Genomic DNA, 22,256 nt, shown 5'->3' with positions numbered 1-22,256 from the left:
CATGCCCAACGCATCACTGCTGGAAACCGCCGTCGAGATCGATGCGCCGGTGGAGAAGGTGTGGGGATTGATCGCCGACCTGGACAACATGCCACGGTGGAGCCCACAGACCCGCAAGATGTTCGTGCGCGGTCCTGTGCAGGCGGGCACCAATGTCGTCAACTACAACCGCAAGGGCTGGAAGGTGTGGCCGACACGCGCCGTGTTGACCGCCGTCGAGCCCAACAAGCGGCTGGCCTGGCACGTCAAAGACAACCTGAGCGAGTGGAGCTACGAGCTGGAGCCCACCGCGGCCGGTGGCACCAGGGTCACCGAACGGCGGGTGATGGGTGAGAAGCGCTCGGCGATCTCCACCAACCTGCAGAATCTGATGCTCGGCGGCACCGAGGTGTTCGACGAGGCATTGCTGGAGGGCATGCGGACATCGCTGGCCAGGATCAAAGCGGCCGCAGAAGGCGTTTAGTCCGCCAGATCCAGGACGCCGTCGTCGAAGGGCTCGTACAGCGGCATCGCGGAGTTGAGTGGCTGCGGCGTATCGGAATGGGCGCCGCAGCCGTACTCGATGTGCACGACGCGGCCGTCGGCCGACATCGAGTTGGCACACGCCCCGAAGGCGACACCCAGTGAGCCGGCCAGTGGCAGGTAGAAGCCGCAGGATCGGCAGACCCGGCGGGTGGCGCGCGCCATCTCGGTGTCCGGACCCCAGTCGCCGTCGAACCAGCGCTGCGCGGCGTCGACACGCCCGGTCAGGCTCAGCACCTGCTTACGCCCCAGCCCGATCTCGCCGGCGGTCTCGGTTACCTGTGCATCTCCGCTGTCGGTGTATCCGGGTACCAGGCGAGGATCGTTAGGCGGCGGGGCGAGCAAGTCGCCCGGGCCCAGGTCACCCGGGCGGATGCGCTCCTCCCACGGCACCCAGTTCGGCGCGCGCAGCGCCTCGGTGCCCGGAACAAGCACCACCTCACTGACGGTCGCGACGGTGGCGCCGGGTGCCGCGGCCATCACCACCTCCCAGTGCCATCCGCGGTATCCCGGCAGATCGGCTTCGAAGCGGTGGGTCAACGCGTGCAGATCCGTGCTCTCGGAGGAGGCCCCGAGGTACTTGCCCACGGTCTCCCCACTGAACTCGACGATGGCCGTACGAGCCTGGTCGATACAGGTGTAGAGGGCGTCGCGGCCGGAGATAGTGATGTCCATCGCTGACCATCTTCTCACCGTGAGGGACAATCGATGCGTGCGGGACGACTACGCGCGGTTCGGGAACCGCCAAGGCAGTAGCGACTCCCCATCTCGCCGCCGAAATCAGGATCCGCGCGACGCAAACTCCCACCCCGGTATGGCCAACTATCCGACGGGCGGTGCCCAGCGGGATCCTCGTCGTGCTGGCGGCTCATCGAACCGGTATCTACCGCCCCTGGGCGAGGAACGCCGGGACGAGTCGCGACGACGTCCCCGGCCTGAGCGGGAAATCCCGCCAAAGCTGACGGTCACCCGGGTGGCCGCGATGCGCAGCCGTGAGATGGGCTCCCGGATGTACGGGTTGTTCCACAAGGCCGCGACCGCCGACGGCGCCGACAAATCTGGCCTGACCGCGCTCACCTATCCGGTGATGGCCAACTTCGCGGTGGATGCCGCCATGGCGGTGGCCCTTGCCAACACACTCTTCTTCGCCGCGGCCACCGCTGAGTCCAAGAGCAAGGTGGCGCTGTACCTGCTCATCACCATCGCGCCGTTCGCCGTTATCGCCCCGTTGATCGGCCCCGCGCTGGATCGCCTGCAACACGGGCGCCGGGCGGCGTTGGCGGCCTCATTCGGGCTGCGCATCGCGCTGGCCGTCATCATGATCGCCAACTACGACGGCGCCAGCGGAAGCTTCCCCCCCTGGGTGCTGTATCCGTGCGCATTGTCAATGCTGGTGCTGTCCAAGTCCTTTGGCGTGTTGCGGAGCGCCGTGACACCGCGGGTGCTGCCGCCGACAATCGACCTGGTGCGCGTCAACTCACGGCTTACGACCTTCGGATTGGTCGGTGGGACCATCGTGGGTGGCGCCATCGCCGGGGCCTGCGAGCTCACGTTCACCCGGGTGTTCCAGTTGCCCGGAGCACTTTTCGCCGTGATGGCCGCGGCGGCGGTGGGCGCCTGGTCATCCATGCGCATCCCCAAGTGGGTCGAGGTGACCGCCGGTGAGGTGCCCACCACCTTCGGCTACCACGGCGACGACGGTGAACACCCGACGATCCTGCTCCGGCGCTCCCACAAGCAGCAGGACAAGATCCGCCAGCCGCTGGGCCGCAACATCATCACCGCGCTGTGGGGCAACAGCACCATCAAGGTGATGGTCGGTTTCCTCACGCTGTACCCCGCCTTCGTCGCCAAGTCCCATGACGCGCACGGCTTTCAACAGCTCGCGATGCTCGGCATGATCGGCGCCGCCGCCGGCATCGGAAACTTCGCGGGCAACGCCACCAGCGCCCGGCTCAAGCTCGGCCGCCCAGCCCTGCTTGTCGTGCGGTGCGCCGGTGCGGTCACGGTGGTGGCGCTCGCGGCGGCGGTCACCGGGGTGCTGGCGGTCGTGGTGTTCGCGACGCTGGTGACATCGGGAGTCAGCGCCATCGCGAAGGCGTCCCTGGACGCCTCGCTGCAAGATGACCTGCCTGAGGAATCCCGGGCGTCGGCCTTCGGGCGTTCCGAGGCGCTGCTGCAGCTGTCCTGGGTACTCGGTGGCGCCATCGGCGTGATGATCTACACCGATCTGTGGGTGGGGTTCACGGTGATATCCGCGGTGCTCATCCTCGGCCTGGCGCAGACACTGGCCAGCTTCCGTGGCGCCTCCCTCGTTCCGGGCCTGGGCGGTAACCGCCCGGTGATGGCCGAACAAGAAGGTGGCAAGGTAGTCGCGTGAAGGCAAAACTGGCGGCACTTGCCGCCGTCCTGGTGTTGACCGCTGCCGCGATGGTGGGGTTCATCGCCTGGCAGCTGCACGGGCATAAAGACGAGCGGCCCGAGATCAGCGCATTCACCCACGGCACCGTCATCCACGCCGCGCCCTATCAGTACTGCGACAAGAACAAGCTGGACCAGTGCGACCCGCCCGGACACACCGTCCAGTTGGCCGTCAACGCTCATGAACCCGTGCAGCTTTCGGTAGATGGGCGCATCGCCCAGGCGCCATGGATGTTGTCCAGGATCTATGCGCCGGTGGACGACGTCGACCACAAACGGGCCGAATCAAGCGTGTACCGCGACCATCGGACCGCCGTGACCATCCCGACGATCGACAGCGAGGGACGGCGGCTGTTGGGCCTGGAAATCAAGCTCCCGACGGTGGTTCAGACCGAGACCGGCGACCTGCTGGAGGTCACCCACGCAATCTGGTCCGTGGCCACGGTCTGGCAGAACTAGCGCCGAGCGCGATACTCCGCACGTGCCACGGCATCAAGGTGTTCGGCGGCATAGCCGAGTGCGGTACGACCCATGGCCGCGGCGTGCGCATCGAGATAACTGATGAGAATATCGGCTCCACAACGCTTTCCAACTTCACGCAGCATCCAGCCGTAGGCCTTCTGGATGAGGTCACGCCGGTCGTCGATCACCAGCGGCGCCACCGAGAGGAGGGGCTGCGCGTCACCGCGTTTGGTAAAAGCGAAGGTGCCGATGATGCCCACCCGCCGGCGCCAGAGGTCATCTTCTGCCGCTAGTTCCAGCAACAGCGAATAGTCCTGACCGACAAGCCATTCCCCCAGAATCTGCTCAGCCGAGGAATCAACCAGGTCCCAGTTGTTCACCCGGCCGCCGCGGACCTGCTGCAGGTACATCTGCACCCACGCGTCACGTTCGGCGCCCTCGGCATGCGCGAACTCCCATACCGCCAGGATCAGCCCGGTCAATCGGTGCTCGTGCACCTCACTGGCCAGTAGCCGCACCACCGCATCACGTCCGATGCCACGGAATTGCCGTGCCAGCGCACGCTGGTCGGGTACCGACACACCGACAAAGACGTCGCCCTCGCCGTACTGACCCGGCCCGGTCTTGAAGAACCGTGCCGATTTCTGAGCCCGGCCGGGGTCGCCGGCGGCATCGAGCGCCGCGATCACATCCTCGGCGCGCAGGAGTGTCAGGTCAGGCGTCCAACTCAGCGGCGACGGCGCGCACAACCTCGGAGACCTTGCGGGCGATCTTGCGATCCGGGTAGCGCCCCTTGCGAAGCTCGGTCTGCACCGTGCCCTCCAGCAGGGTGATCATGTCCTCGATCATGCCGTGTAGCTCATCAGTGGTGTGCTTGTGGTTCACCGGCCCGCTGCTCTCGCGGCGCGTCTTCTGCACGGAGGGCGGCGCGTCAATCAACTTGAGGCTCAGCGCCTGCGGGCCACGCCGGCCCGCGGCCATGCCGAACTCGACCTTCTGACCGGCCTTGAGCCCCTCAACGCCAGCAGGCAGCGCAGAGGACCGGACGTACACGTCCTCGCCGTCCTCCTGCGACAGGAAGCCGAAGCCCTTCTCGGCGTCGTACCACTTGACCTTGCCGGTTGGCACTGCACTCACCTCACATGATTAACGCGCCCCAAATAGGACGCGGTGACTGGTCATCCTACTCGGCGCACGCAAGTGGTCGCTACGCTGGACTTATGACCCCGTTAATCGATTCGTTCGGCCGCATCGCGACCGACTTACGGGTGTCCTTGACCGACCGGTGCAATCTGCGCTGCACGTACTGCATGCCGGCAGAGGGATTGGACTGGCTGCGCAGCGACGCATTGCTCACTGCCGAGGAATACATCCGGCTGATCGGCATCGCGGTGACCGAACTCGGAATCCGTAGCGTCCGGTTCACCGGCGGAGAGCCGTTGATATACAAGGATTTGGAGCGAATCATCACCGCGGTGGCCGCACTGTCACCACGCCCGGATATCGCGCTGACCACCAACGGCATCGGTCTGGACCGTAAGGCCGCGGCACTACGGGACGCCGGGCTGGACCGCATCAACGTGTCACTGGATACGTTGGATGCGGATCGCTTCGCCGCGATCACCCGCCGAGACCGGCTGACCGACGTTCTCGCCGGCCTGGAAGCCGCGAGCGCTGCCGGGCTGACCCCGACGAAGATCAATGCGGTGCTGACCCCCGAGCAGTACAAGGAGGACTCGGTCGAGCTGCTGCGGTTCAGTCTGGAGCGCGGTTTCGAGCTGCGGATTATTGAACAGATGCCACTGGATGCCGGGCATCACTGGAGCCGCGCTCACATGGTGACCGCCGACGAGGTCCACGCCGCCCTGAGCCGGGAATTCACGCTGAGCGCGGATCCGGCGCCCCGTGGCAGCGCCCCAGCACAACGCTGGCTGGTCAACGGGGGCCCCGCCACGGTTGGGATCATCGCGTCGGTGTCGAGACCGTTCTGCGGGGACTGCGACCGCACCCGGCTGACGGCCGACGGTCAGGTACGCAATTGCCTGTTCGCCACCACCGAAACGGATCTGCGCGGGCTGCTCCGCTCGGGTGCCGACGACGATGTGGTGGCCTCGGCCTGGCAGGCCGCCATGTGGGGAAAGAAACCGGGCCACGGGATCAATGACCCGTCGTTCCTGCAGCCTGACCGACCCATGAGCGCGATCGGCGGTTAGGTGAGCATCCGAATCCGATACTTCGCCGCTGCCGCGAACGCCGCAGGCATCGAAGAAGAGACCGTGGAGCTCCCCGCGGGGGCATCTTTCGACGACCTGACGCGCCAGCTGGCCGCAAAAGGGCCGGAACTGGAACGCGTATTGGCGCGTTGTTCCTTCCTTCATGACGGCGTGGCCGTCCGCGACCGCTCCCACCGGCCAGAATCAGGGTCTGTCGTGGACGTTCTGCCTCCGTTCGCTGGCGGTTAGAAGAGCGCTGGCCCGCCAATTTCCTAAGGAAGCTCTAAGGCATCTCTGAGAGTTGCATATAGAGATACCTAGACAATTTGGTGATCTGCGACACACATCCCAAGGTCACAGTACGGTCACGGCGTAGACACGGGGCGGTGGAGCTACGCAATAACCTGCGCAGACCTCACCGGCAACGGGAATAAACCCACCCCGCCGTGGACGAAACACCGTGAAATGTCCAACATGACGAGATGCGGATCGACACGTACCGTCATCCGCAGTCCATACCCGCGCACCGAGCTCCGTCCCTCGGGTGTGGCACCTCGTCGGTAAATCAAGGGACGGAGGCGGGGAACCCAACCGCCGGAGATCTCGATCTCCAGCATGAACCTTCATGGTTCTTGGGGTGAAGCCCGGGAAACCGGGCCGGGCGACCTCTCGCTCGAACCCGACAGCTCACTTCGCAGGTGCGTCACAGAGAGGAATACGACGGACATATGAGTGGACGGCACAGTAAGCCCACCAAGGCGGGCGCTAAAGCGGCCAAGGTCGCGGTAGCAGGTGCAGGCCTTGTCGGTGGCGGTCTGATGATGGCCGCAACGGCCAACGCAGCCACCGATGGCGAGTGGGACCAGGTCGCGCGTTGCGAATCTGGCAATAACTGGGCCATCAACACCGGTAACGGGTACCAGGGCGGACTGCAGTTCTCGCCCAGCACCTGGATCAACAGCGGTGGCGGCCAGTACGCCCCGTCCGCTCACTTAGCCACCAAGGAGCAGCAGATCGCGATCGCCGAGAAGGTGCTCGCGGGTCAGGGCCGTGGAGCCTGGCCGGTCTGCGGTCGTGGCCTGTCCGGCGCTACCCCCCGGACCGCTCCCGCGGCGAACATCACCCCTGCCGCTCACCACGAGGAGCAGGCCGCTGCCGAGCCCGCCCCAGCACCCGAGCCCGCTCCGGCGCCCGAGGCTGATGAGCAGTTCGTCGCCCCGGCACCCGAGGCACCCGTCGTCGAAGAGGCACCGGCTCCCGAAGAGCCCCCGCCGCCGAGGACCAGGTCCTGCCGTCGAGTTCCAGTCCGGCCCGGCGCCCGCCGAGCCCGCCCCAGCTCCCGAGCCCGCGCCGGCCCCGGCTGCTGCTCCCGAAATCCCGCTTCCCGCGGGTGTCCCGGACGCCGCGGACATCGGCTTCGCCGCCGGTAAGGCCGCGTTCGATGCCGGCCCGGTGGCCTCCAACGGGGTGCCGACCAGCCCCGAAGCGATCGCCGGTGTCGTCCGGCATCTGCCCGATCCGAACAACCTGCCCCCCGGTACCACGGACGTCGCGCCCGGCGATGGTCGCGGAGTGTCGTACCTCAAGGACATCGTCTTCGCCATGCAGACGCAGGATGTCAAGGCCAGCGACGCAATCCTGGCCCTGGCCCAGCGCTAACTCGTACACCAGATAATCGCCCCGGCCCTCACGGCCGGGGCGATTGTCGTTGCGGGGTAACCCTTTCGGCGCGAAGTGTAGGCCCAGTGTCAAGAGGGTTGACGCCCCAGCTTCGAGGCGTACTTTAGTGGGCATGACGGCATCGACCACTCCCCCGGACGTTCCCAGTCAAGAGACATTCGAAGCGGTCTACAACGGCAAACCCATGTTCGAGGGCGCCCCCGCCGCGGGCGTGCCCTGGGATATCAGGGACGCACAACCCCGGATCAAAGAACTCGCCGCGTACGGCGCCTTGCGCGGAGAGATCTTGGATATCGGCTGCGGTCTCGGCGAGAACTCCATCTATCTCACTCAGCAAGGCCTGTCGGTCACCGGTCTGGACTTCTCTCCCTCCGCCATCGAGCAGGCGAAACAACGGGCCGCCGCGGCGGGTGTGACCGTCGATCTGCAGGTCGCCGATGCGACAAAGCTTGACGGCTGGGACGGCCGGTTCGACACCGTGATCGACAGCGCCGTGTATCACTGTTTCGATCACGAAGGCCATCAGCAGTACGCGAGTGCACTGCACCGGGCCACCCGGCCAGGTGCCCGCTGGTTCATCGCCTGCTTTGGCGACGGCACCGTCAATGGCATCGCGATGCCCTTCGGCGTGCAAGACCCCGAAGAGATCAAGACGGTACTGTCCGACGCCAACTGGAACATCCAATACTTCGGCCGGACAACCTATCTCGGATTGCGAGCGGCATTCGTCGGTGCCGCGCTGGTCGGTATCGATCCCGAGCGGATGCCCGCCGATATGCGCGAGCGCTCTCAGCGCCCGGGCGTGGCAGAACAAGCACAGCAGACCTTCGAGCGTCTCCAGCAGCTGGATGACGACATCATCCACATGCCGTTTTTCAGTATCGTCGCAGAAAGAGGCTAAATGTCATGACCGCACCCACCCAGAACACATTTGAGGATCTGTACCGAGAGAGCATCAAGGACGGCGGGCCCATCGTCCCGTGGGACTCCAAGGACGCCAAACCTCGCATCAAAGAACTCGCTCTACTCGGCGCGGTCCGCGGCGAGGTCCTGGATATCGGCTGCGGGCTCGGCGATAACGCTATTTACCTTGCCCAACAGGGCTTTAACGTCACCGGACTGGACTTCGCACCTTCGGCAATCGAACAAGCCAAGGGCCGGGCGGCCGCGGCAGGCATCACCATCGACTTCCAGGTTGCCGATGCGACGGAGCTCGACGGCTGGGAATCGAGATTCGACACCGTGATCGACAGCGGCGTCTATCACTGCTTCGACAATGAGGGAAACGCGAAGTACGCGAGTGCTCTGCACCGCGCCACGCGCCCCGGAGCACGCTGGTACATATGGTGTTTCGCACACGGTGGAGTACACGGCGTGCCGACACCGTTCCAGAACGCCCTGCGGGCGGAGCAGATCGAACAGACGCTGACCGCCAATGGGTGGACCGTGCTGCAGCTGAATCCGACCACGATGGCCGCACCAAAGACCGAGTTTCTCAACGCGATTCGCGGAAACTACCGCGGAGACCCCGAAGTACTCGACCGGCTGGAACAAGATGTCGACGATCCGCTGCTCTACGTCCCCGTGTACACGGTGATCGCAGAACGCGCGTAGGCCTACAGTTGGCGGCCCCCAAGTACGCGGGCCGCGGCCGCGGACATCACCGAGATGGTCCATAGCGCGGGTATCGAGGCGAGCATGGATCCCACAGTGCGGGTGCCAGATTCTGGTTCCATGCCCTCCAAGCGTTGCGCCAGCCAGCGCAGGGCGGCAGGTGCGCCCAGGAGGGCCAGTGACACATGCTCGCTGAGCATGTCGCGCCGGTAGGTGACGTCGGTGCCGTGCGTGGCGTAGAAATCGGCTTGGCGATCCACCTCGTCGATGCCCACGAGCTGATCGCGCACTGCGGTGTAGATGTACACCGGGCAGGTTGGCGCCGCCTTGCCCAGACGCAGATCTTCACTCATGGCCGCGACATCGGGCAGCGCCATCAGATCGGCGATGGGCAGGTCTACATAGCGGTCGAGGTTACGCATCACATACCGTCCGACGGCCTGTCCCGTCGAAAGTCCCCGCACCGTCGTCATGATCTTCTCACCCTTGGGCGTAAGGTGTTGCGTCAAAACAGAATCCAGCGCCGGATAGCTACCGCGCAAGGCAGAAATGGCCGCGAAGCCCAGCCCGGCGAACAATCCTCCGTCGGCCCGCTCCAAGATCTTGCCGGGGTCCGACGCCGGTGAGCCCAACGCCGCCGCGACGATGTTGAGCTCGGGCGCATAGCTAGGTGCCATTTCCGCCGCCCATGAACTGGCAAGCCCGCCACCGGAATATCCCCACAGCCCGATAGGCGTATCGGACGGAAGCCGCAGCTCGGCGAACTGTTGCGTGGCGCGCAAACCGTCCAGTACGTGGTAGCCGGGTTGACGCGCGACGACATAACGGCCGGGCTGTCCACCGTGGTCCGCGACGCTCACGATCCACCCCTGCCGCAACCCGGCGGCCATCAGCAGCAATTCGATCTGTGGGTTGGCGAAAGGTCCCCGTGCACCCTGTAGCAGGCAATAGGAGGGGAAGCAGGATCGCTGACTGGAGTTGATCGCACACTGATACGCCAACAGGCGTGGAGAGTGCGGGTCATGGGTCGCCGGCACCAGCACCGTGGTAACCGAGACTTCAGGCGCGCCATGCGGATCGGTGGTGCGAAACAGCAACTGCCAGGCTGTCACTCGCTGGCGTAACAGCCCCAGGAATCCTACGTCTGCCGGGCGGGCACGCAGAACTGTTCCGGGCTCAGCGTCCCAGAAGCCGTCAGGTGGGAGATGAAAGGGATCGTCGTCGGGCCGCGCCGGACGTTTACCGGGGTGCGGGAAAATCTGGGGTGCAGGAGCCGTATTGCGGTGTCTCGGTTGCACTGGAGTGCTCATGAACCAAGGAAGTTACTGCACCCACTGAGCCATCAGTGCCCTGATCTGGGTTTTTAGGTACCAGACCCCAATCGGTGACCGGATTTTTCAGGCCGACCCCACCCACTCGTCACTGCCGTCGGCGAAGAACTGGTGCTTCCATACCGGCAGCGCAGCCTTCACATCGTCGACGAGGCGCTGACAGGTGGTGAATGCCTGACGACGATGGTCGGCGCTCACCGCCACCACGAAGGCTGCCTCGCCGACTGTCAGTGCGCCGATGCGGTGGCTCACCGCCACCGCGCGCACACCCTCGGCCTCCGCGGCGATGCGTTCCACCACATCGGTCAGCACCTGCTGAGCCGACGGATGCGCCGAGTACTCCAGCCGCAGCACGGTCTTACCCGCGTCGTGGTCACGCACGTTCCCTACGAATCCGACCGTAGCCCCTGCTGATTCGTGATCGACGAGTTGCTCGTGCTCGATCAGTGAGATGCGTTCCCCGGTCAATAACGCTCGAGTGACGCTAGCGCTCATACGTGATCACCCCCGGCTATCTGGTCGAGTGCATGTCCCAGCACGCCCTCGAGCACCGCAAGCCCGTCTCGCACCCCGCCGATGGAACCGGGCAGGTTGACCACCAAAGTGCGACCGGCGACTCCACACACGCCGCGGGAAAGGATGCTGGTGGGTACGGTCGGCAGTCCCGAGCGTCTGATCGCGTCGGCCAAGCCGGGTATCTGATGGTCCAGCAGCGCGGCGGTCTGTTCGGGAGTGACGTCCGTGGGCGACAGCCCGGTACCACCGGTGGTGATGACCAGTGAAACCCGATCGGCCAACGCCGAACGAATGGCGTCCCCCACCGCGTCGCCGTCCGGCACGACGATCGGCTTGTCAACACGAAAGTCTTGCGCACCAAGCCATTCGACGATGACCGGCCCCGTCTTGTCGGGGTATTGGCCGGTGGCTGCCCGGGTCGAGGCCACGATAACCCGCGCAGATCTCAGGGTCGGGTCCATGTTCCGGTCTTGCCGCCTTCTTTGCGCAGTACGCGGACATCGTCGATGCGCGATGCCGGGTCGACCGCCTTGACCATGTCGTGCAGGGTCAGTCCGGCGACCGTCACCGCGGTCAGCGCTTCCATCTCGACCCCGGTCCGGTCCTGGGTGCGCGCGGTGGCGGTGATCTGAACGGACCCGTTGGCGGTGTCGATCTGGAAGTCGACGTCGATGCCCGTGAGCGGTATCTGATGGCACAGCGGGATGAGCTCGCTGGTGCGCTTGGCGGCCATGATGGCAGCCAGACGAGCGGTGGCGATGGCGTCGCCCTTCGGGAGCGCGCCATCAGCCAATAACTTCAGGACGTCCGGGGTGGTGACGAAGCATCCGGCCGCGACCGCCTCGCGTGCGGTGGCCTGCTTGGCCGACACGTCGACCATGTGCGCGGACCCGTGCTCGTCGATGTGGGAGAGACGGTCAGGTGGGGACCCCTCGCTGTCGCGAAGACCGTCGGACACCGTTACTTGTTGATGACGGTGACGGGGTGCACGTAGGGCACGGACTCCACCGGGAACTCGATGTCGCCGAAGGGTGACAGCGCTCCGGTGCGGTCGGCCGCGAGTTCGGAGACCGCGTGCTCACCGTCCACATGTGCGGGCCAGCCGTTGTCGACGTATTGCTCTTTGTCAGCCACGAAGCCATTGTGGCAGGCCGGGGGGCCGACGGCGAACCCAACCCGCCTCTACGCTGGTGACCGATGAGTGAGGATGCGGCATTGGCTACCTGGTTGCGCCAGCTGCCAGACGAACAGTTGGTGCGGCTGGTCCAGTTGCGACCCGATTTGGCCTCGCCACCTCCGGGTTCGCTGGCGGCGCTGGCGGGCCGGGCGCTCTCACGCCAATCGGTGCGCGCGGCGACCGACAGCCTGGACTTTTTGACCCTGGCGGTGCTGGACGCGCTGCTGGTGGCGCGTGCGGACATCACTGGTGTTCCGCTCTCGGAGGTGCTCGCCCAGGTCGACGGTCGCGCCACTGAACTGCAGGTGCGCGCCACCCTGGATCGGCTGCGCGAGCTGGCGCTGGTGTGGGGGGATCACGAACTGCACCTGGCGGGAGAAACGCGGTTGGGTCTGCCCTGGGTTGTTGGTCAGGTGATCAGCGAGCAGACCCCGGCCTCCTACGACGCTGCCCGTGCCGCCCTGGAAGCGACCGATGAACGCGGGATGGAGCTGCTGCGGGCGCTCATCGCGGGATCCCCGATCGGCCGCACCCGGGATGCTGCGCCCGACGCCCCACCGGATCGCCCGGTGCAGCGGCTACTGGCCGCCGGGCTGCTGCAGCGCATCGACGACGAGACGGTGCTGTTGCCGAGATTCGTGGCACAGCTGCTCCGTGGTGAGGAGCCAGACCGGCTGCAGCCCCCCATCGTGGAAATCACGACGGCCACCCAGGCCGAAGCCGACGCCGCTGCCGCCGGTGCCGCCCTCGATCTCCTGCGCGAGGTCGGCCTGCTGCTCGACGAGCTCGGGGTCAACCCGGCGCCGCAGCTGCGCAGCGGCGGTTTGGGGGTGCGCGAGGTCAAACGGCTCGCCAAGACGACGGGGATCGACGACAGCCGGATGGGACTACTGCTGGAGGTGCTGGCGGCAGCGGAGCTGATCGCGGTCGGTGACCCCGATATCGAGACCGATGCCGAGGGCTGGCATTGGGCGCCGACCGTACAGGCCGACCGTTTCACCGAGCTGCCCACCGCAACCCGCTGGTTACGGCTGATGTCGGCCTGGCTGATGCTGGCGGCGCGGCCGGATCTGATAGGTAAGCGCACCAGCGAGGACAAACCCATTGCGGCGCTTTCTGATTCGCTGCGCTCGACCGCAGCGCCACATGATCGCAAGCTACTGCTGCAGATCCTCGGCGAGCTGGAGCCCGGGCAAGGACTGCGGGCCGAGGAAACGTCGCGGGTGATGCGGTGGCGCCGACCACGTTGGGGCGGCCGGCTGGGCGTGGAACCGGTAACGGCCCTGTTGTTCGAGGCGACGACAATGGGAGTGATCGGACGCGGCGCTTTGACGACGCACGTGCGCACCTTCTTGGACAGTGCTGGCGATGAGGGCGCGACGCTGGCCGCGATGGACAAGGCACTGCCCAGCCCCATCGATCACTTCCTGGTGCAGGCCGATCTCACGGTCGTCGCCCCCGGACCGCTGACGCGCGAGGTGGAACTGGAGCTGACGGCGGTGGCGGACCTCGAATCGGCGGGGGCAGCCAGCGTCTTTCGGGTCAGCGAGGCAAGCATCCGCCGCGCGCTGGATTCGGGGCGGACCGCGACGTCGCTACACAGTTTCTTCGGCTCACGCTCCAAAACCCCTGTCCCCCAATCGCTGACATATCTCATCGACGATGTCGCGCGACGGCATGGGCAGCTTCGGGCCGGGGTGGCCAGCTCGTTCCTGCGCTGCGATGACGTGGCCCTGCTGACGCAAGTGATGGCATCGGCCGTGGCCGAGGATCTGGGGCTGCGGCTGCTGGCGCCGACGGTCGCGGTGTCCTTGGCTCCCCTGGCCGAGTTGGTGGCCGGGTTGCGCTCGGCGGGCTTCGCCCCCGCCGCCGAGGATGCCACCGGAACGATCGTGGCGCTGCGGGCGCACCGCGCGCGGGTGACACCGCAGCCGCACCGGATGGGTTGGACGCCACCCGTGCTCAGCGAGCCCGCGGCCGCCGCGGTGGTCAAGGCATTACGGGCGGCGGGGGATCACGACGGCGTTCGCATCGAGCCGTCGCATGCGGTGGCCTTGTTGCAGCAGTCCGCCAAGGCTCAAACCAGCGTGTTGATCGGGTACGTGGACCCGGCCGGGGTGGCGTCCTCGCGCGTGGTCAATCCGATCAGCGTGCGCGGTGGGCAGCTGTCGGCCTTCGATACCGCCGCCGGGCGAATCCGCGACTTCGCGATTCACCGCATCACCGCGGTTTCGCCACCGTCCTGACCGCGACGGCTGGTTAACCCCTCAGCGGACACCCTCGAAAGGGTTCCAGGACTCACTCTTGCGCACCCAGTGCAGGTAGTAGGCCTGGTTGGCGATTCCCATGAACAGCGCAGCAAAGCCAAAGGAGAACGCGCGCGTCACACTGTCGGAGGCTCCCAGCACTCCCAGCGCGATGCTGACACTCACTGTGATCCCCAGCAGCACGAGGCCCTTGCGCCACATCCCCTTGACGAAGAAGTAGATCGGGCCAAAGAAAAAGGCCAGGAAATTACTGGTCAAGCGGATACGTGTCCAGAACGACCCGGCCCGGAAGATGGCATTGGCCTCTTCCTTCGTCGGTGCCGCAGCGTACTGGTCATAGAACGCGAACCGGCGCTGCCAAATCTCGGCCAGGGTGCTGCGGTCTTGTGGTGTCGTCACCGCAGCAATCTAGCAGGGCATACAGCACCCGCCAATGTCTCCGGGCATCACTATCCTGGACCGAATGACCGATGGACCGCTGATCGTCCAATCCGATAAGACCGTGCTGCTGGAGGTCGATCACGACCAGGCAGACGCGGCACGCCAGGCGATTGCCCCTTTCGCCGAGCTCGAACGTGCACCCGAGCACGTACACACCTACCGCATCACCCCGCTGGCGCTGTGGAACGCCCGCGCCGCCGGGCATGACGCCGAGCAGGTTGTCGACGCCCTGGTCACCTTCTCCCGGTACGCGGTACCGCAACCGCTGTTGGTGGACATCGTCGACACCATGGCCCGCTACGGGCGCCTGCAGCTCGTCAAACATCCGGCCCATGGTCTGACGTTGGTGAGCCTGGATCGCGCCGTCCTCGAAGAGGTGCTGCGGCACAAGAAGCTCGCCCCCATGTTCGGCGCCCGCATCGATGACGACACCGTGCAGGTGCACCCCAGCGAGCGTGGCCGCGTCAAGCAGCTGCTGCTTAAGATCGGCTGGCCGGCAGAGGATCTCGCGGGATATGTGGACGGTGAAGCGCACCCGATCAGCCTGGCTCAGGATGGTTGGGAGCTTCGGGACTATCAGCAGATGGCAGCCGACTCGTTCTGGGCGGGCGGTTCCGGCGTGGTGGTACTGCCCTGTGGTGCCGGTAAGACGCTGGTGGGTGCCGCGGCCATGGCCAAGGCCCAGGCGACCACCCTGATCCTGGTGACCAACACCGTCGCCGGGCGGCAGTGGAAGCGGGAGCTGATCGCGCGGACCTCGTTGACCGAAGAGGAGATCGGCGAATACTCCGGTGAACGCAAGGAGATCCGGCCGGTCACCATCGCGACCTATCAGGTGATCACCCGGCGCACCAAGGGCGAATACCGTCACCTGGAGCTTTTCGACAGCCGGGACTGGGGCTTGATCGTGTACGACGAGGTGCATCTGCTGCCCGCTCCGGTGTTCCGGATGACGGCCGACCTGCAGTCGCGCCGCCGCCTCGGACTGACCGCCACCCTCATCCGGGAGGACGGCCGCGAGGGCGACGTGTTCAGCCTCATCGGACCCAAGCGTTATGACGCACCGTGGAAAGACATTGAGGCACAAGGCTGGATCGCCCCCGCTGAGTGCATCGAGGTGCGGGTCACCCTTACCGATAACGAACGGATGATCTACGCGACGGCCGAGGCCGACGAGCGATACAAACTGTGCTCGACAGCCCACACGAAGATCAACGTGGTGAAGTCGATCCTCGCCCGCCATCCGGGAGTTCCCTCGCTGGTGATCGGCGCCTACCTCGATCAGCTCGACGAGTTGGGCACCGAGCTCGGCGCCCCGGTGATCCAGGGCTCCACCAAGAACGCCGAACGCGAAGCGCTCTTCGACGCTTTCCGTCGCGGGGAGATCGCCACCCTGGTGGTCTCCAAGGTAGCCAACTTCTCCATCGACCTCCCGGAAGCAGCTGTAGCGGTTCAGGTTTCGGGTACGTTCGGCTCACGCCAAGAGGAAGCGCAGCGACTTGGGCGGCTGCTGCGGCCGAAGGCAGACGGCGGGCAGGCTTATTTCTATTCGGTGGTGTCGCGCGACACCCTCGATGCCGAATACGCCGCCCACCGGCAGCGATTCCTTGCCGAGCAGGGCTACGGCTACCGGATCACCGATGCCGACGACCTGCTCGGACCGGCAATTGGTTAGCGGTCCGGGACAGTTCGTCACCGGATCGCTCCGCAGGTGATTCGAAGCGGCGCTTGATGCGCAGTAGAGGCGTCTCGAAGTACCGGAAGCTGACATAGGCAACGGCGACGACGAGAACCGTTGTCCCGGCGCACAGCACCAACCCTTGCTCCTCGTGCACCACGCGGCGAACGACGTTGGCGCACAACATGTGCATCAGGTAGATCCCATAACTGATGACACCGATGAATGCCAGCGGCCGCCAGGTCAGCACCGGGTGCATGAGGGTGCCCTCGCGGATGGTCACGGCGGTGACCGCGGTGACCATGATGACCTGTATCGACCAGGGCGGGGCACCGCACCACAGCGCGCCGATCATCGCCGCGAACACGGCCGGGGCCGACCACCACCACCCCAGCACCGCGGAGACGCCCGCGTAGCCGCGACGCGTGTTCACCACGATCGCGGAGGCGGCACCGAGCAGGATGGGCAGGGACAGGCTCGCGAGAATGCGCCAGGGCAGCACCCGGGTGTCCAGAAACATGCCTGCGCCCACCGATACCGCGACCAGGACGAACAGCACGGCAAGCGGGGGCCCGATTCTTCTCTTGCCCAGGAGCAGCGCGCCGGCCAATAGGGGCGGCCACAACATATAGAACTGTTCCTCGGTGGACAGCGACCACGAAAAGTAGAACGGCACCGAGGTACCGGCGGACAGGTCGACGAACCAGTTGACGGTGTAGGTCAGGAACGCGGGCAGGTTCCGGAAGAATTGCTCACCCTTCGGCGTACCGCGTTCGGTGGCGAACACCAGCAGGACATACAGCGCCAGCACCGCGTAGTACAGCGGGAAGATTCGTAACGCCCTGCGCGCATAGAAGTTTCGCAGCGAGATGTCCGCCGTGCGATCTCGTTCACGCATCAGCAGCGTGGTGATGAGAAAGCCACTGATCGCGAAGAAGAAGTCCACGCCCATGAATCCGCTGTGCGAGATCCTCGGACCGGGCGTCCCTGATGTGTGGTGCCAGATCACCGCCAGGACGCTCAACGCCCGCAGGCCATCCAGAGCCCCGAATTTTCTCGTGGCCAGAAAGCACTCATAAGCAGCCACAGACCGTCGCGACACCGAAAGAAGGGTATCAGCGTTACCAGACTAGCGCTGCTGTCGGCAGCCCGGGTCCGCAGCGGTGTCCAACTGGATATCCGTGGAGCTGATCGACGGCGTGAGGAAACGAAGATGCCCGATCAACTCGCGCGGCAGATCGTCGACCCGGATCGGGTACCGGGTGCCGTCGATCACGCTGCGCGCCGTCAGCGAGAAGGTCTTGGCGACATCGGCGTCGAACGCGCCGTACTTCTGCAGCGCCGTCGCAACCATCTGCTGGAAGGGGCTCAGTTTCAGCGTTCGCAAATCCAGGGCCGGATCAAGCTGAATTCTGATCCCCTCCGGCACCCCATCGAGGACCGTGCCGTCCGACCGGGTACCCGGGTACACGTAGGTGGGGGCGTTGATCGGGATGGCGAATCTCAGTGCGTGATCAATCGCGCCGGCTTGCACATCCTCCGGCGTGATCAGCCCGGCCAGGTAGGACAGCTCGCCGCCCGAATGCGCGGGCCCACTGACATGTCCGCCCGATCCGGTGTTCACCCGGTAGGTAGCCTGGGCAATGGCCGACATCGCATCCGGCTTGAAGGACTGGAACTCGTACTCACACCCGGTGGTGTCGTCGATGATCGCGATATGGGCGTCGGCGTCCTGGGTGGGCAGATAATGCGGCAGGTAGGGGATCTCGATCGACTTCCCGCTGTTGCGGACGGCGACGGTCCGGGTCGGGGTGCCCGCGGGCGCGTGGTAGACGGCGGTGGTCCAGATGTCCTCGTTGACGTCGATTGCCTTGACATCCGGGTGATGCATCAGCGCGGCAACCCAATTCGGCGAACGCGGGTCGACCGCCGGATTGGGCGGGAGGGGCTGATTCAGGAAGGAATTCGCCGCGAAGTAGTTGCCGTTGCCCGAAGCCGGACCAAGCGCGACCTGAGACACCGAGAACTCTTGTACCGCAGGCCCGCTGGCCCCGGCATAGCTGACGCGGACCGCATGTACACCGGCCTCTACGGTGCGTGTGGCGAGATCGGTCCCCCAGTCACGGGTGTCGGCATGATCGAAGATCAGCTCGCCATCCAGCCATACACGCGCGACGACACCACCGCTCATCGAGGCGATCCGATACTGACCCGTCACCGGGAATCGCAACGAGCCGATGGCGTCGGCCGAGAATCCGTCGGCCTGTACGCCCGGTGCTGGAGATCCCGCGAAGTTCCCGCCGACCGAGTACTCGCATCGAGCGAGCACCGCGGTGCCCGAATGCCCGGTGTTGTTGTAGTACCGCGTCCAGTATTGGCCTACATCGCAAGGATTCTGGGCTGCCGCATCCGTCTCATTCCGGGCAGGCGCGCACGCCGCCACCACCAGGAACACCGTAAGCAGAACGAACGCACGCACGGATTCACTGTACGGGCGAACTCTTACCTTCCGGCGGCGGCAATCTTGTCGAAGTACCGCTGAGTGCGCTTCATCGAGAATCCGACGATGGCGTTCACCGCGGGGGTGGCATTACGAATCGGTCCCGTGCCGTCGATGGCCCATGCCCAGGTGAAGTCGGCACCGCGATCCGTCGGCGTCACCACGTAGTCCTCGGCGAAGGCACGCAAGCCGGGAGCAGGCACCGGCATGCTCGTCACGTAGAACGCCTTCCGACGTCCTTCCTCCCAGAGGAAGTAGTGCTCGTTGACCTTGGGCCCCACAGCCGGCCCGATCTTGCGCACCGCTCCGACGCCGGCGCGCGGGCTACCCCACACAACCCTGATACCCGGCGCCAACCACCGCAACGTGGTGTCGTTGGTCAGCTCACGCCACACGGTATCGGCGGACACCGGTACCGAGATGGTGTGACTGGCTCGCACGGGAGCACTGGACAGGAAGGCTTCATCGACTGCGTCAAGCGAAGGCATTCCCGTAACTTACGGTATCGGTTGGGTTGTAAACAATGGGCCCTACTGCTGTTGCGCACAGGTCTGGTCGGCCTGCTCGTCCAACCGGATGTCAGTAGACGCCACAGTGGGTTTGAGGAACTGCAGATGCTGGATAAGGGTCTGCGGCAACCCCGAAAGTGGCAGGTTGAAAGGCGCTGAGGCCATGGTGTTCTCGGTGGCGACGGCGAGCACCCCGGCGGTATCGGCGTTGTAGCCGCCGTAGTTCTGCAAGGCGATGGCCACCATCCGCTGAAACGGGGTCAGGGCGAACTGGTCCAGATTCAGAGACGGGTCGAGCCGCATCCTGGTCCCCTGCGGAATGCCGCCGGGCGTGGTGCCGTCGGAACGGGTGCCCGGATAGGCGAATCGTGGTGAGCCGATAGGCAGCGCATAGCGCAGCGCATGGTTGATGCCGCCCGCGTTCACCTCGGACGATCTGATGAGCCCGGCCAGCCAGGACAGCTCGCCGCCCGCATGGGCCGGCCCCGATGTGTGTCCGCCGGTGCCCGTGTAGGCGTGATAGGAGGCGGAGGCCACCGCCGAGGAGGAATTGTTGAACATCTCCAGCTCATAGGCACATCCCTTCGCCTGATCCACGATGATCAGCGCGCTGTCACCGTCAGGGCTCGCCCTATAGGACGGCAGGTACGGAACCGTCAGGTACTTGTTCGAGTTCGTGATCCGGATGGCGCGGGTAGGGGTGCCCGCTGGCGCGACATAGATGGGTTGCGTCCACGTGCTGCTGTTCAGCGAGATGCCATTCTGGTTTCCCAGCATCGCCACCCAACCGTCGGAGCGAGAGTCGATCTGGGCGTCGGCGGGGATCGGTGTGTTCCAGAAGGAGTCTGCCGAGAAGTAGTTGCCATTGGTACTGGCCGGGCCCGGCCCCATTTGCGAGACGGAGAAGAACTCGAAGGAATCGCCAGACGACTTCCAGAAGGCAACCTGAACCGCGTGATCACCCGCGGTGACGTTCTTGGCGGCTAGATTTCGGCCCCAGCTCACCGTCCCCTTGTCGATCACCAGTTGTCCGTCAAGCCACACCCGCACCGCCATGTTCCCGGTGTCCGCACTGAACACGTAGTTGCCACTGACCGGAAAGTGGATCGTTCCGACATATTGGGCACCCCAGTTCGACGTGTTGACACCGGATACCGGTGCGGCGCTTCGGAAGTAGCCACCCACCGATGTCTCGCACTGTCGCACCACCGGGCCACCGCTCAACGCGGTGTTGTTGTAGTAGCTGGCCTGGTACTCATTCACGACACAGTCCGAGGACGGCGCCGTGGTGGTTGTCGGCGTCGTGGTGGTGGGCGCGGTCCACACCACCGTCACCTTGTCCAGCACCAGCATTCGCCCGCAGAAGAAGGTGCTGTACGCCGCGCTGTTCGTAATGGTGATGGAATGCGACCCTTCGGCGATGGACAAATCCACCGTGTAATCGGTCAGGCCATTTGCCGATACGGTGAAATTGCTCACCTCGGCATTGTCGACGCTGATGCGCATGGCCGGCGCGCCCAGACATTGCTGCCCACGCGCCCGAATAACTATTCTCGACGAAGTTTGGAGCCACACCGTGTTTGTGGCAATAGCATTCTGACCGTATAGGCCCAGGAGGGTTCCACCGGACGCACTACCGTCCGCCCAGGCTCCCCCGCCGCCGCTGGTATAGGACATCGATTCTGCTTCGATGGCCGTATCTGCTTGCGAGACAGATGGAAATGTTATCCCGATGGTCACTAGGACGGACACGACAACCAAGAACCGTAGAACTCTCATGAGCGTGAACACCCTGTCCGATAGCAGGCGTAAAACGATTCACGCGCAAAGTACTATCGGATTAATTCGAATCGCCAGAGCATTCGTTCAAGCGATATTCTCCGGCGATGAATCCGTAATAGACAGAGCGTCTAATTAACTCAATTACACACGGGCGGCGACTATTTCGCGCACAAACAGGTCTATCCCGGAACGGTCGTACGCCGCTTCCGGAAAATTGCATATCGCATAGCCCAGACCCAGTCTGCGGAACTGAGCCAGACGCTCTGCGATCTGCTCGGGAGTTCCGGCGGTCGCGGTCAGATTGCCGACCGTGACATCGGCGATGTCCTCGCCGACAACCGGCACCAGCCGCGCCTTGATGGCCGCCAGCCGGTCCGCCACCTCGGCATCGTCGGCACCGATGACGACGTTGATGTTGGCGCTTCGAACAATCGCATCGAAGTCGGTGCCGATGTCCTTACAGTGCGCCGCAAGAATTTTCGATTTGTGTTCGAATTCCTCGGGAGTCTGCCCGAAGTTGGTGTACTGGGCATAACGTGCCGCGATCCGCAATGTCACCTTCTCGCCGCCACCGGCGATCCATAGCGGAATGCCCTTGGGCTGCAGTGGCTTGGGCGCCACGATGGCGTCGTCGACCTGGTAATAGGTGCCGTCCAGCGTGACACGCCCATCCCGCCAGGCGTCACGCATGATGCGCACCCCTTCGCGCAATCGGCCGAGGCGCTCGGCGGCGTCCGGAAAGCCGTAGCCGTAGGCGCGCCACTCGTGCTCGTACCAGCCGCCGCCGATGCCCATCTGGGTGCGTCCGCCCGAGATGATGTCCACTGTCGCGGCGATCTTCGCCAGATACACCGGGTTTCGGTATCCCATCGCCGTACACATCTGCCCGAGCTTGATTCGCGAGGTCACCGCCGCGAAGGCGGACATCAGCGTCCACGCCTCATGAGTCGCCTCGTCGGTGGGTACCGGCACGGTATGGAAGTGGTCGTAGACCCACACCGAGTCCCACGGCCCGTCCTCCGCATAGCGGACCAGATCACGCATGACGTCCCATTGACAATCGGGCGCGATGCCTACCAGATCCAGGCGCCAGCCCTGCGGGATGAAGACTCCGAACTCCAGTGTCTCGGCCACCCGCGCCAC

General features: G+C 65.1%; 23 protein-coding genes, 1 pseudogene and 1 riboswitch. Of the genes and pseudogenes, 10 read left to right on the top strand and 14 right to left on the bottom strand.

The window, feature by feature from the left end:
- Position 1: 1 nt before the first annotated feature.
- Positions 2-463: an SRPBCC family protein gene (locus tag AOT87_RS00625; protein WP_046252616.1), complete on the top strand. Its 462-nt coding sequence runs from the start codon at positions 2-4 to the stop codon at positions 461-463.
- On the opposite strand, the gene AOT87_RS00620 is transcribed toward AOT87_RS00625, so the two are convergent.
- The gene (locus AOT87_RS00620) at positions 460-1,197 is read right to left on the bottom strand and encodes a DUF3027 domain-containing protein (RefSeq protein ID WP_057966604.1); all 738 of its coding nucleotides are present in this window, start codon (positions 1,195-1,197) and stop codon (positions 460-462) included. The genes AOT87_RS00625 and AOT87_RS00620 overlap by 4 nt on opposite strands.
- Positions 1,198-1,234: 37 nt before the next feature.
- Here AOT87_RS00620 and AOT87_RS00615 point away from each other — a divergent pair, with 37 nt between their 5' ends.
- The gene (locus AOT87_RS00615; RefSeq protein WP_109398628.1) at positions 1,235-2,902 is read left to right on the top strand and encodes an MFS transporter; all 1,668 of its coding nucleotides are present in this window, start codon (positions 1,235-1,237) and stop codon (positions 2,900-2,902) included.
- Positions 2,899-3,402, top strand: a complete 504-nt coding sequence (locus AOT87_RS00610) for a DUF2771 domain-containing protein (RefSeq protein WP_057966606.1) — start codon at positions 2,899-2,901, stop codon at positions 3,400-3,402. The genes AOT87_RS00615 and AOT87_RS00610 overlap by 4 nt, the downstream gene beginning before the upstream one ends.
- Here AOT87_RS00610 and AOT87_RS00605 read toward each other — a convergent pair.
- The gene (locus tag AOT87_RS00605; RefSeq protein ID WP_057968775.1) at positions 3,399-4,091 is read right to left on the bottom strand and encodes a DNA alkylation repair protein; all 693 of its coding nucleotides are present in this window, start codon (positions 4,089-4,091) and stop codon (positions 3,399-3,401) included. The two genes, AOT87_RS00610 and AOT87_RS00605, sit on opposite strands and share 4 nt — an antisense overlap.
- Before the next feature lie 28 nt (positions 4,092-4,119).
- The gene (locus AOT87_RS00600; protein ID WP_030094326.1) at positions 4,120-4,533 is read right to left on the bottom strand and encodes a cold-shock protein; all 414 of its coding nucleotides are present in this window, start codon (positions 4,531-4,533) and stop codon (positions 4,120-4,122) included.
- Positions 4,534-4,625: 92 nt separating this feature from the next.
- On the opposite strand from AOT87_RS00600, the gene moaA reads away from it, so the two are divergent.
- The 5 genes and pseudogenes from moaA to AOT87_RS00575 all read left to right on the top strand — a co-directional run bounded on the left by moaA (position 4,626) and on the right by AOT87_RS00575 (position 8,912).
- Complete coding sequence (gene moaA / locus AOT87_RS00595; RefSeq protein ID WP_057968774.1) at positions 4,626-5,618, top strand: GTP 3',8-cyclase MoaA; 993 nt, start codon at positions 4,626-4,628, stop codon at positions 5,616-5,618.
- Positions 5,619-5,867, top strand: a complete 249-nt coding sequence (locus AOT87_RS00590; protein ID WP_030094324.1) for a MoaD/ThiS family protein — start codon at positions 5,619-5,621, stop codon at positions 5,865-5,867.
- Positions 5,868-6,163: 296 nt separating this feature from the next.
- Positions 6,164-6,336: riboswitch (cyclic di-AMP (ydaO/yuaA leader) on the top strand.
- 10 nt (positions 6,337-6,346) lie between these two features.
- Positions 6,347-7,277 (top strand): annotated as a pseudogene (locus AOT87_RS29460) (transglycosylase family protein).
- Between the two features lie 127 nt (positions 7,278-7,404).
- Positions 7,405-8,199 carry a class I SAM-dependent methyltransferase gene (locus AOT87_RS00580; RefSeq protein ID WP_057969424.1) on the top strand — a complete coding sequence of 265 codons (795 nt, stop codon included), beginning with the start codon at positions 7,405-7,407 and terminating at the stop codon, positions 8,197-8,199.
- Positions 8,200-8,204: 5 nt separating this feature from the next.
- A complete protein-coding gene (locus AOT87_RS00575; protein ID WP_057969423.1) occupies positions 8,205-8,912 on the top strand; it encodes a class I SAM-dependent methyltransferase in 708 nt (235 codons plus the stop codon).
- A gap of 2 nt (positions 8,913-8,914) precedes the next feature.
- On the opposite strand, the gene AOT87_RS00570 is transcribed toward AOT87_RS00575, so the two are convergent.
- From AOT87_RS00570 to AOT87_RS28210, 5 genes are all read right to left on the bottom strand, one after another.
- Positions 8,915-10,222, bottom strand: coding sequence for a lipase family protein (locus AOT87_RS00570; protein WP_070940353.1), 1,308 nt, complete (start codon positions 10,220-10,222; stop codon positions 8,915-8,917).
- A gap of 87 nt (positions 10,223-10,309) precedes the next feature.
- Positions 10,310-10,738, bottom strand: coding sequence for a molybdenum cofactor biosynthesis protein MoaE (locus AOT87_RS00565; RefSeq protein WP_057965687.1), 429 nt, complete (start codon positions 10,736-10,738; stop codon positions 10,310-10,312).
- A complete protein-coding gene (locus AOT87_RS00560; RefSeq protein ID WP_057969421.1) occupies positions 10,735-11,220 on the bottom strand; it encodes a MogA/MoaB family molybdenum cofactor biosynthesis protein in 486 nt (161 codons plus the stop codon). The genes AOT87_RS00565 and AOT87_RS00560 overlap by 4 nt, the downstream gene beginning before the upstream one ends.
- The gene (gene moaC / locus AOT87_RS00555) at positions 11,205-11,639 is read right to left on the bottom strand and encodes a cyclic pyranopterin monophosphate synthase MoaC (protein ID WP_057969420.1); all 435 of its coding nucleotides are present in this window, start codon (positions 11,637-11,639) and stop codon (positions 11,205-11,207) included. Before moaC ends, AOT87_RS00560 begins: the two co-directional genes overlap by 16 nt.
- 80 nt (positions 11,640-11,719) lie before the next feature.
- Positions 11,720-11,893, bottom strand: a complete 174-nt coding sequence (locus AOT87_RS28210) for a hypothetical protein (protein ID WP_044104154.1) — start codon at positions 11,891-11,893, stop codon at positions 11,720-11,722.
- A 63-nt stretch (positions 11,894-11,956) separates the two neighbouring features.
- On the opposite strand from AOT87_RS28210, the gene AOT87_RS00550 reads away from it, so the two are divergent.
- Positions 11,957-14,182, top strand: coding sequence for a helicase-associated domain-containing protein (locus AOT87_RS00550; protein ID WP_057969419.1), 2,226 nt, complete (start codon positions 11,957-11,959; stop codon positions 14,180-14,182).
- Between the two features lie 21 nt (positions 14,183-14,203).
- Here AOT87_RS00550 and AOT87_RS00545 read toward each other — a convergent pair whose 3' ends face one another.
- Complete coding sequence (locus tag AOT87_RS00545; protein WP_030094315.1) at positions 14,204-14,602, bottom strand: DUF2628 domain-containing protein; 399 nt, start codon at positions 14,600-14,602, stop codon at positions 14,204-14,206.
- A 64-nt stretch (positions 14,603-14,666) separates the two neighbouring features.
- Here AOT87_RS00545 and AOT87_RS00540 point away from each other — a divergent pair, with 64 nt between their 5' ends.
- Positions 14,667-16,319 carry a DNA repair helicase XPB gene (locus AOT87_RS00540; protein WP_030094314.1) on the top strand — a complete coding sequence of 551 codons (1,653 nt, stop codon included), beginning with the start codon at positions 14,667-14,669 and terminating at the stop codon, positions 16,317-16,319.
- Here AOT87_RS00540 and AOT87_RS00535 read toward each other — a convergent pair.
- The 5 genes from AOT87_RS00535 to AOT87_RS00515 form a co-directional block, all read right to left on the bottom strand.
- Positions 16,279-17,424, bottom strand: coding sequence for an acyltransferase (locus tag AOT87_RS00535; protein ID WP_081343146.1), 1,146 nt, complete (start codon positions 17,422-17,424; stop codon positions 16,279-16,281). The two genes, AOT87_RS00540 and AOT87_RS00535, sit on opposite strands and share 41 nt — an antisense overlap.
- Positions 17,425-17,451: 27 nt before the next feature.
- Entirely contained in the window at positions 17,452-18,801 is a 1,350-nt protein-coding gene (locus tag AOT87_RS00530) for a PA14 domain-containing protein (protein ID WP_057969417.1), read from the bottom strand.
- Positions 18,802-18,824: 23 nt separating this feature from the next.
- Positions 18,825-19,310 (bottom strand): SRPBCC family protein, encoded by a 486-nt coding sequence (locus AOT87_RS00525; RefSeq protein ID WP_030094311.1) that lies wholly within the window; start codon positions 19,308-19,310, stop codon positions 18,825-18,827.
- A 42-nt stretch (positions 19,311-19,352) separates the two neighbouring features.
- A complete protein-coding gene (locus tag AOT87_RS00520) occupies positions 19,353-21,008 on the bottom strand; it encodes a PA14 domain-containing protein (RefSeq protein WP_165589996.1) in 1,656 nt (551 codons plus the stop codon).
- A 246-nt stretch (positions 21,009-21,254) separates the two neighbouring features.
- The gene (locus AOT87_RS00515; RefSeq protein ID WP_057969415.1) at positions 21,255-22,256 is read right to left on the bottom strand and encodes an LLM class F420-dependent oxidoreductase; all 1,002 of its coding nucleotides are present in this window, start codon (positions 22,254-22,256) and stop codon (positions 21,255-21,257) included.

The sequence above is a fragment of the Mycobacteroides sp. H003 genome, from assembly GCF_001440135.1.
In the GTDB taxonomy this organism is placed as follows: Bacteria; Actinomycetota; Actinomycetes; order Mycobacteriales; family Mycobacteriaceae; genus Mycobacterium; species Mycobacterium gwanakae.
The sequence above is the reverse complement of the archived record's forward strand: the minus strand, read 5'-3'. Positions and strand labels throughout refer to the sequence as shown.

What these genes read in the sequence shown, in the direction of transcription:
- AOT87_RS00625 (WP_046252616.1), top strand. Translation starts at nt 2, where the DNA reads ATGCCCAACGCATCACTGCTGGAAACCGCCGTCGAGATCGATGCGCCG.
- AOT87_RS00620 (WP_057966604.1), bottom strand. Translation starts at nt 1,197, where the DNA reads ATGGACATCACTATCTCCGGCCGCGACGCCCTCTACACCTGTATCGAC.
- moaA (WP_057968774.1), top strand. Translation starts at nt 4,626, where the DNA reads ATGACCCCGTTAATCGATTCGTTCGGCCGCATCGCGACCGACTTACGG.
- AOT87_RS00575 (WP_057969423.1), top strand. Translation starts at nt 8,205, where the DNA reads ATGACCGCACCCACCCAGAACACATTTGAGGATCTGTACCGAGAGAGC.
- AOT87_RS00570 (WP_070940353.1), bottom strand. Translation starts at nt 10,222, where the DNA reads ATGAGCACTCCAGTGCAACCGAGACACCGCAATACGGCTCCTGCACCC.
- AOT87_RS00565 (WP_057965687.1), bottom strand. Translation starts at nt 10,738, where the DNA reads ATGAGCGCTAGCGTCACTCGAGCGTTATTGACCGGGGAACGCATCTCA.
- AOT87_RS00560 (WP_057969421.1), bottom strand. Translation starts at nt 11,220, where the DNA reads ATGGACCCGACCCTGAGATCTGCGCGGGTTATCGTGGCCTCGACCCGG.
- moaC (WP_057969420.1), bottom strand. Translation starts at nt 11,639, where the DNA reads ATGGTCGACGTGTCGGCCAAGCAGGCCACCGCACGCGAGGCGGTCGCG.
- AOT87_RS00550 (WP_057969419.1), top strand. Translation starts at nt 11,957, where the DNA reads ATGAGTGAGGATGCGGCATTGGCTACCTGGTTGCGCCAGCTGCCAGAC.
- AOT87_RS00540 (WP_030094314.1), top strand. Translation starts at nt 14,667, where the DNA reads ATGACCGATGGACCGCTGATCGTCCAATCCGATAAGACCGTGCTGCTG.
- AOT87_RS00525 (WP_030094311.1), bottom strand. Translation starts at nt 19,310, where the DNA reads ATGCCTTCGCTTGACGCAGTCGATGAAGCCTTCCTGTCCAGTGCTCCC.
- AOT87_RS00520 (WP_165589996.1), bottom strand. Translation starts at nt 21,008, where the DNA reads ATGTCCTATACCAGCGGCGGCGGGGGAGCCTGGGCGGACGGTAGTGCG.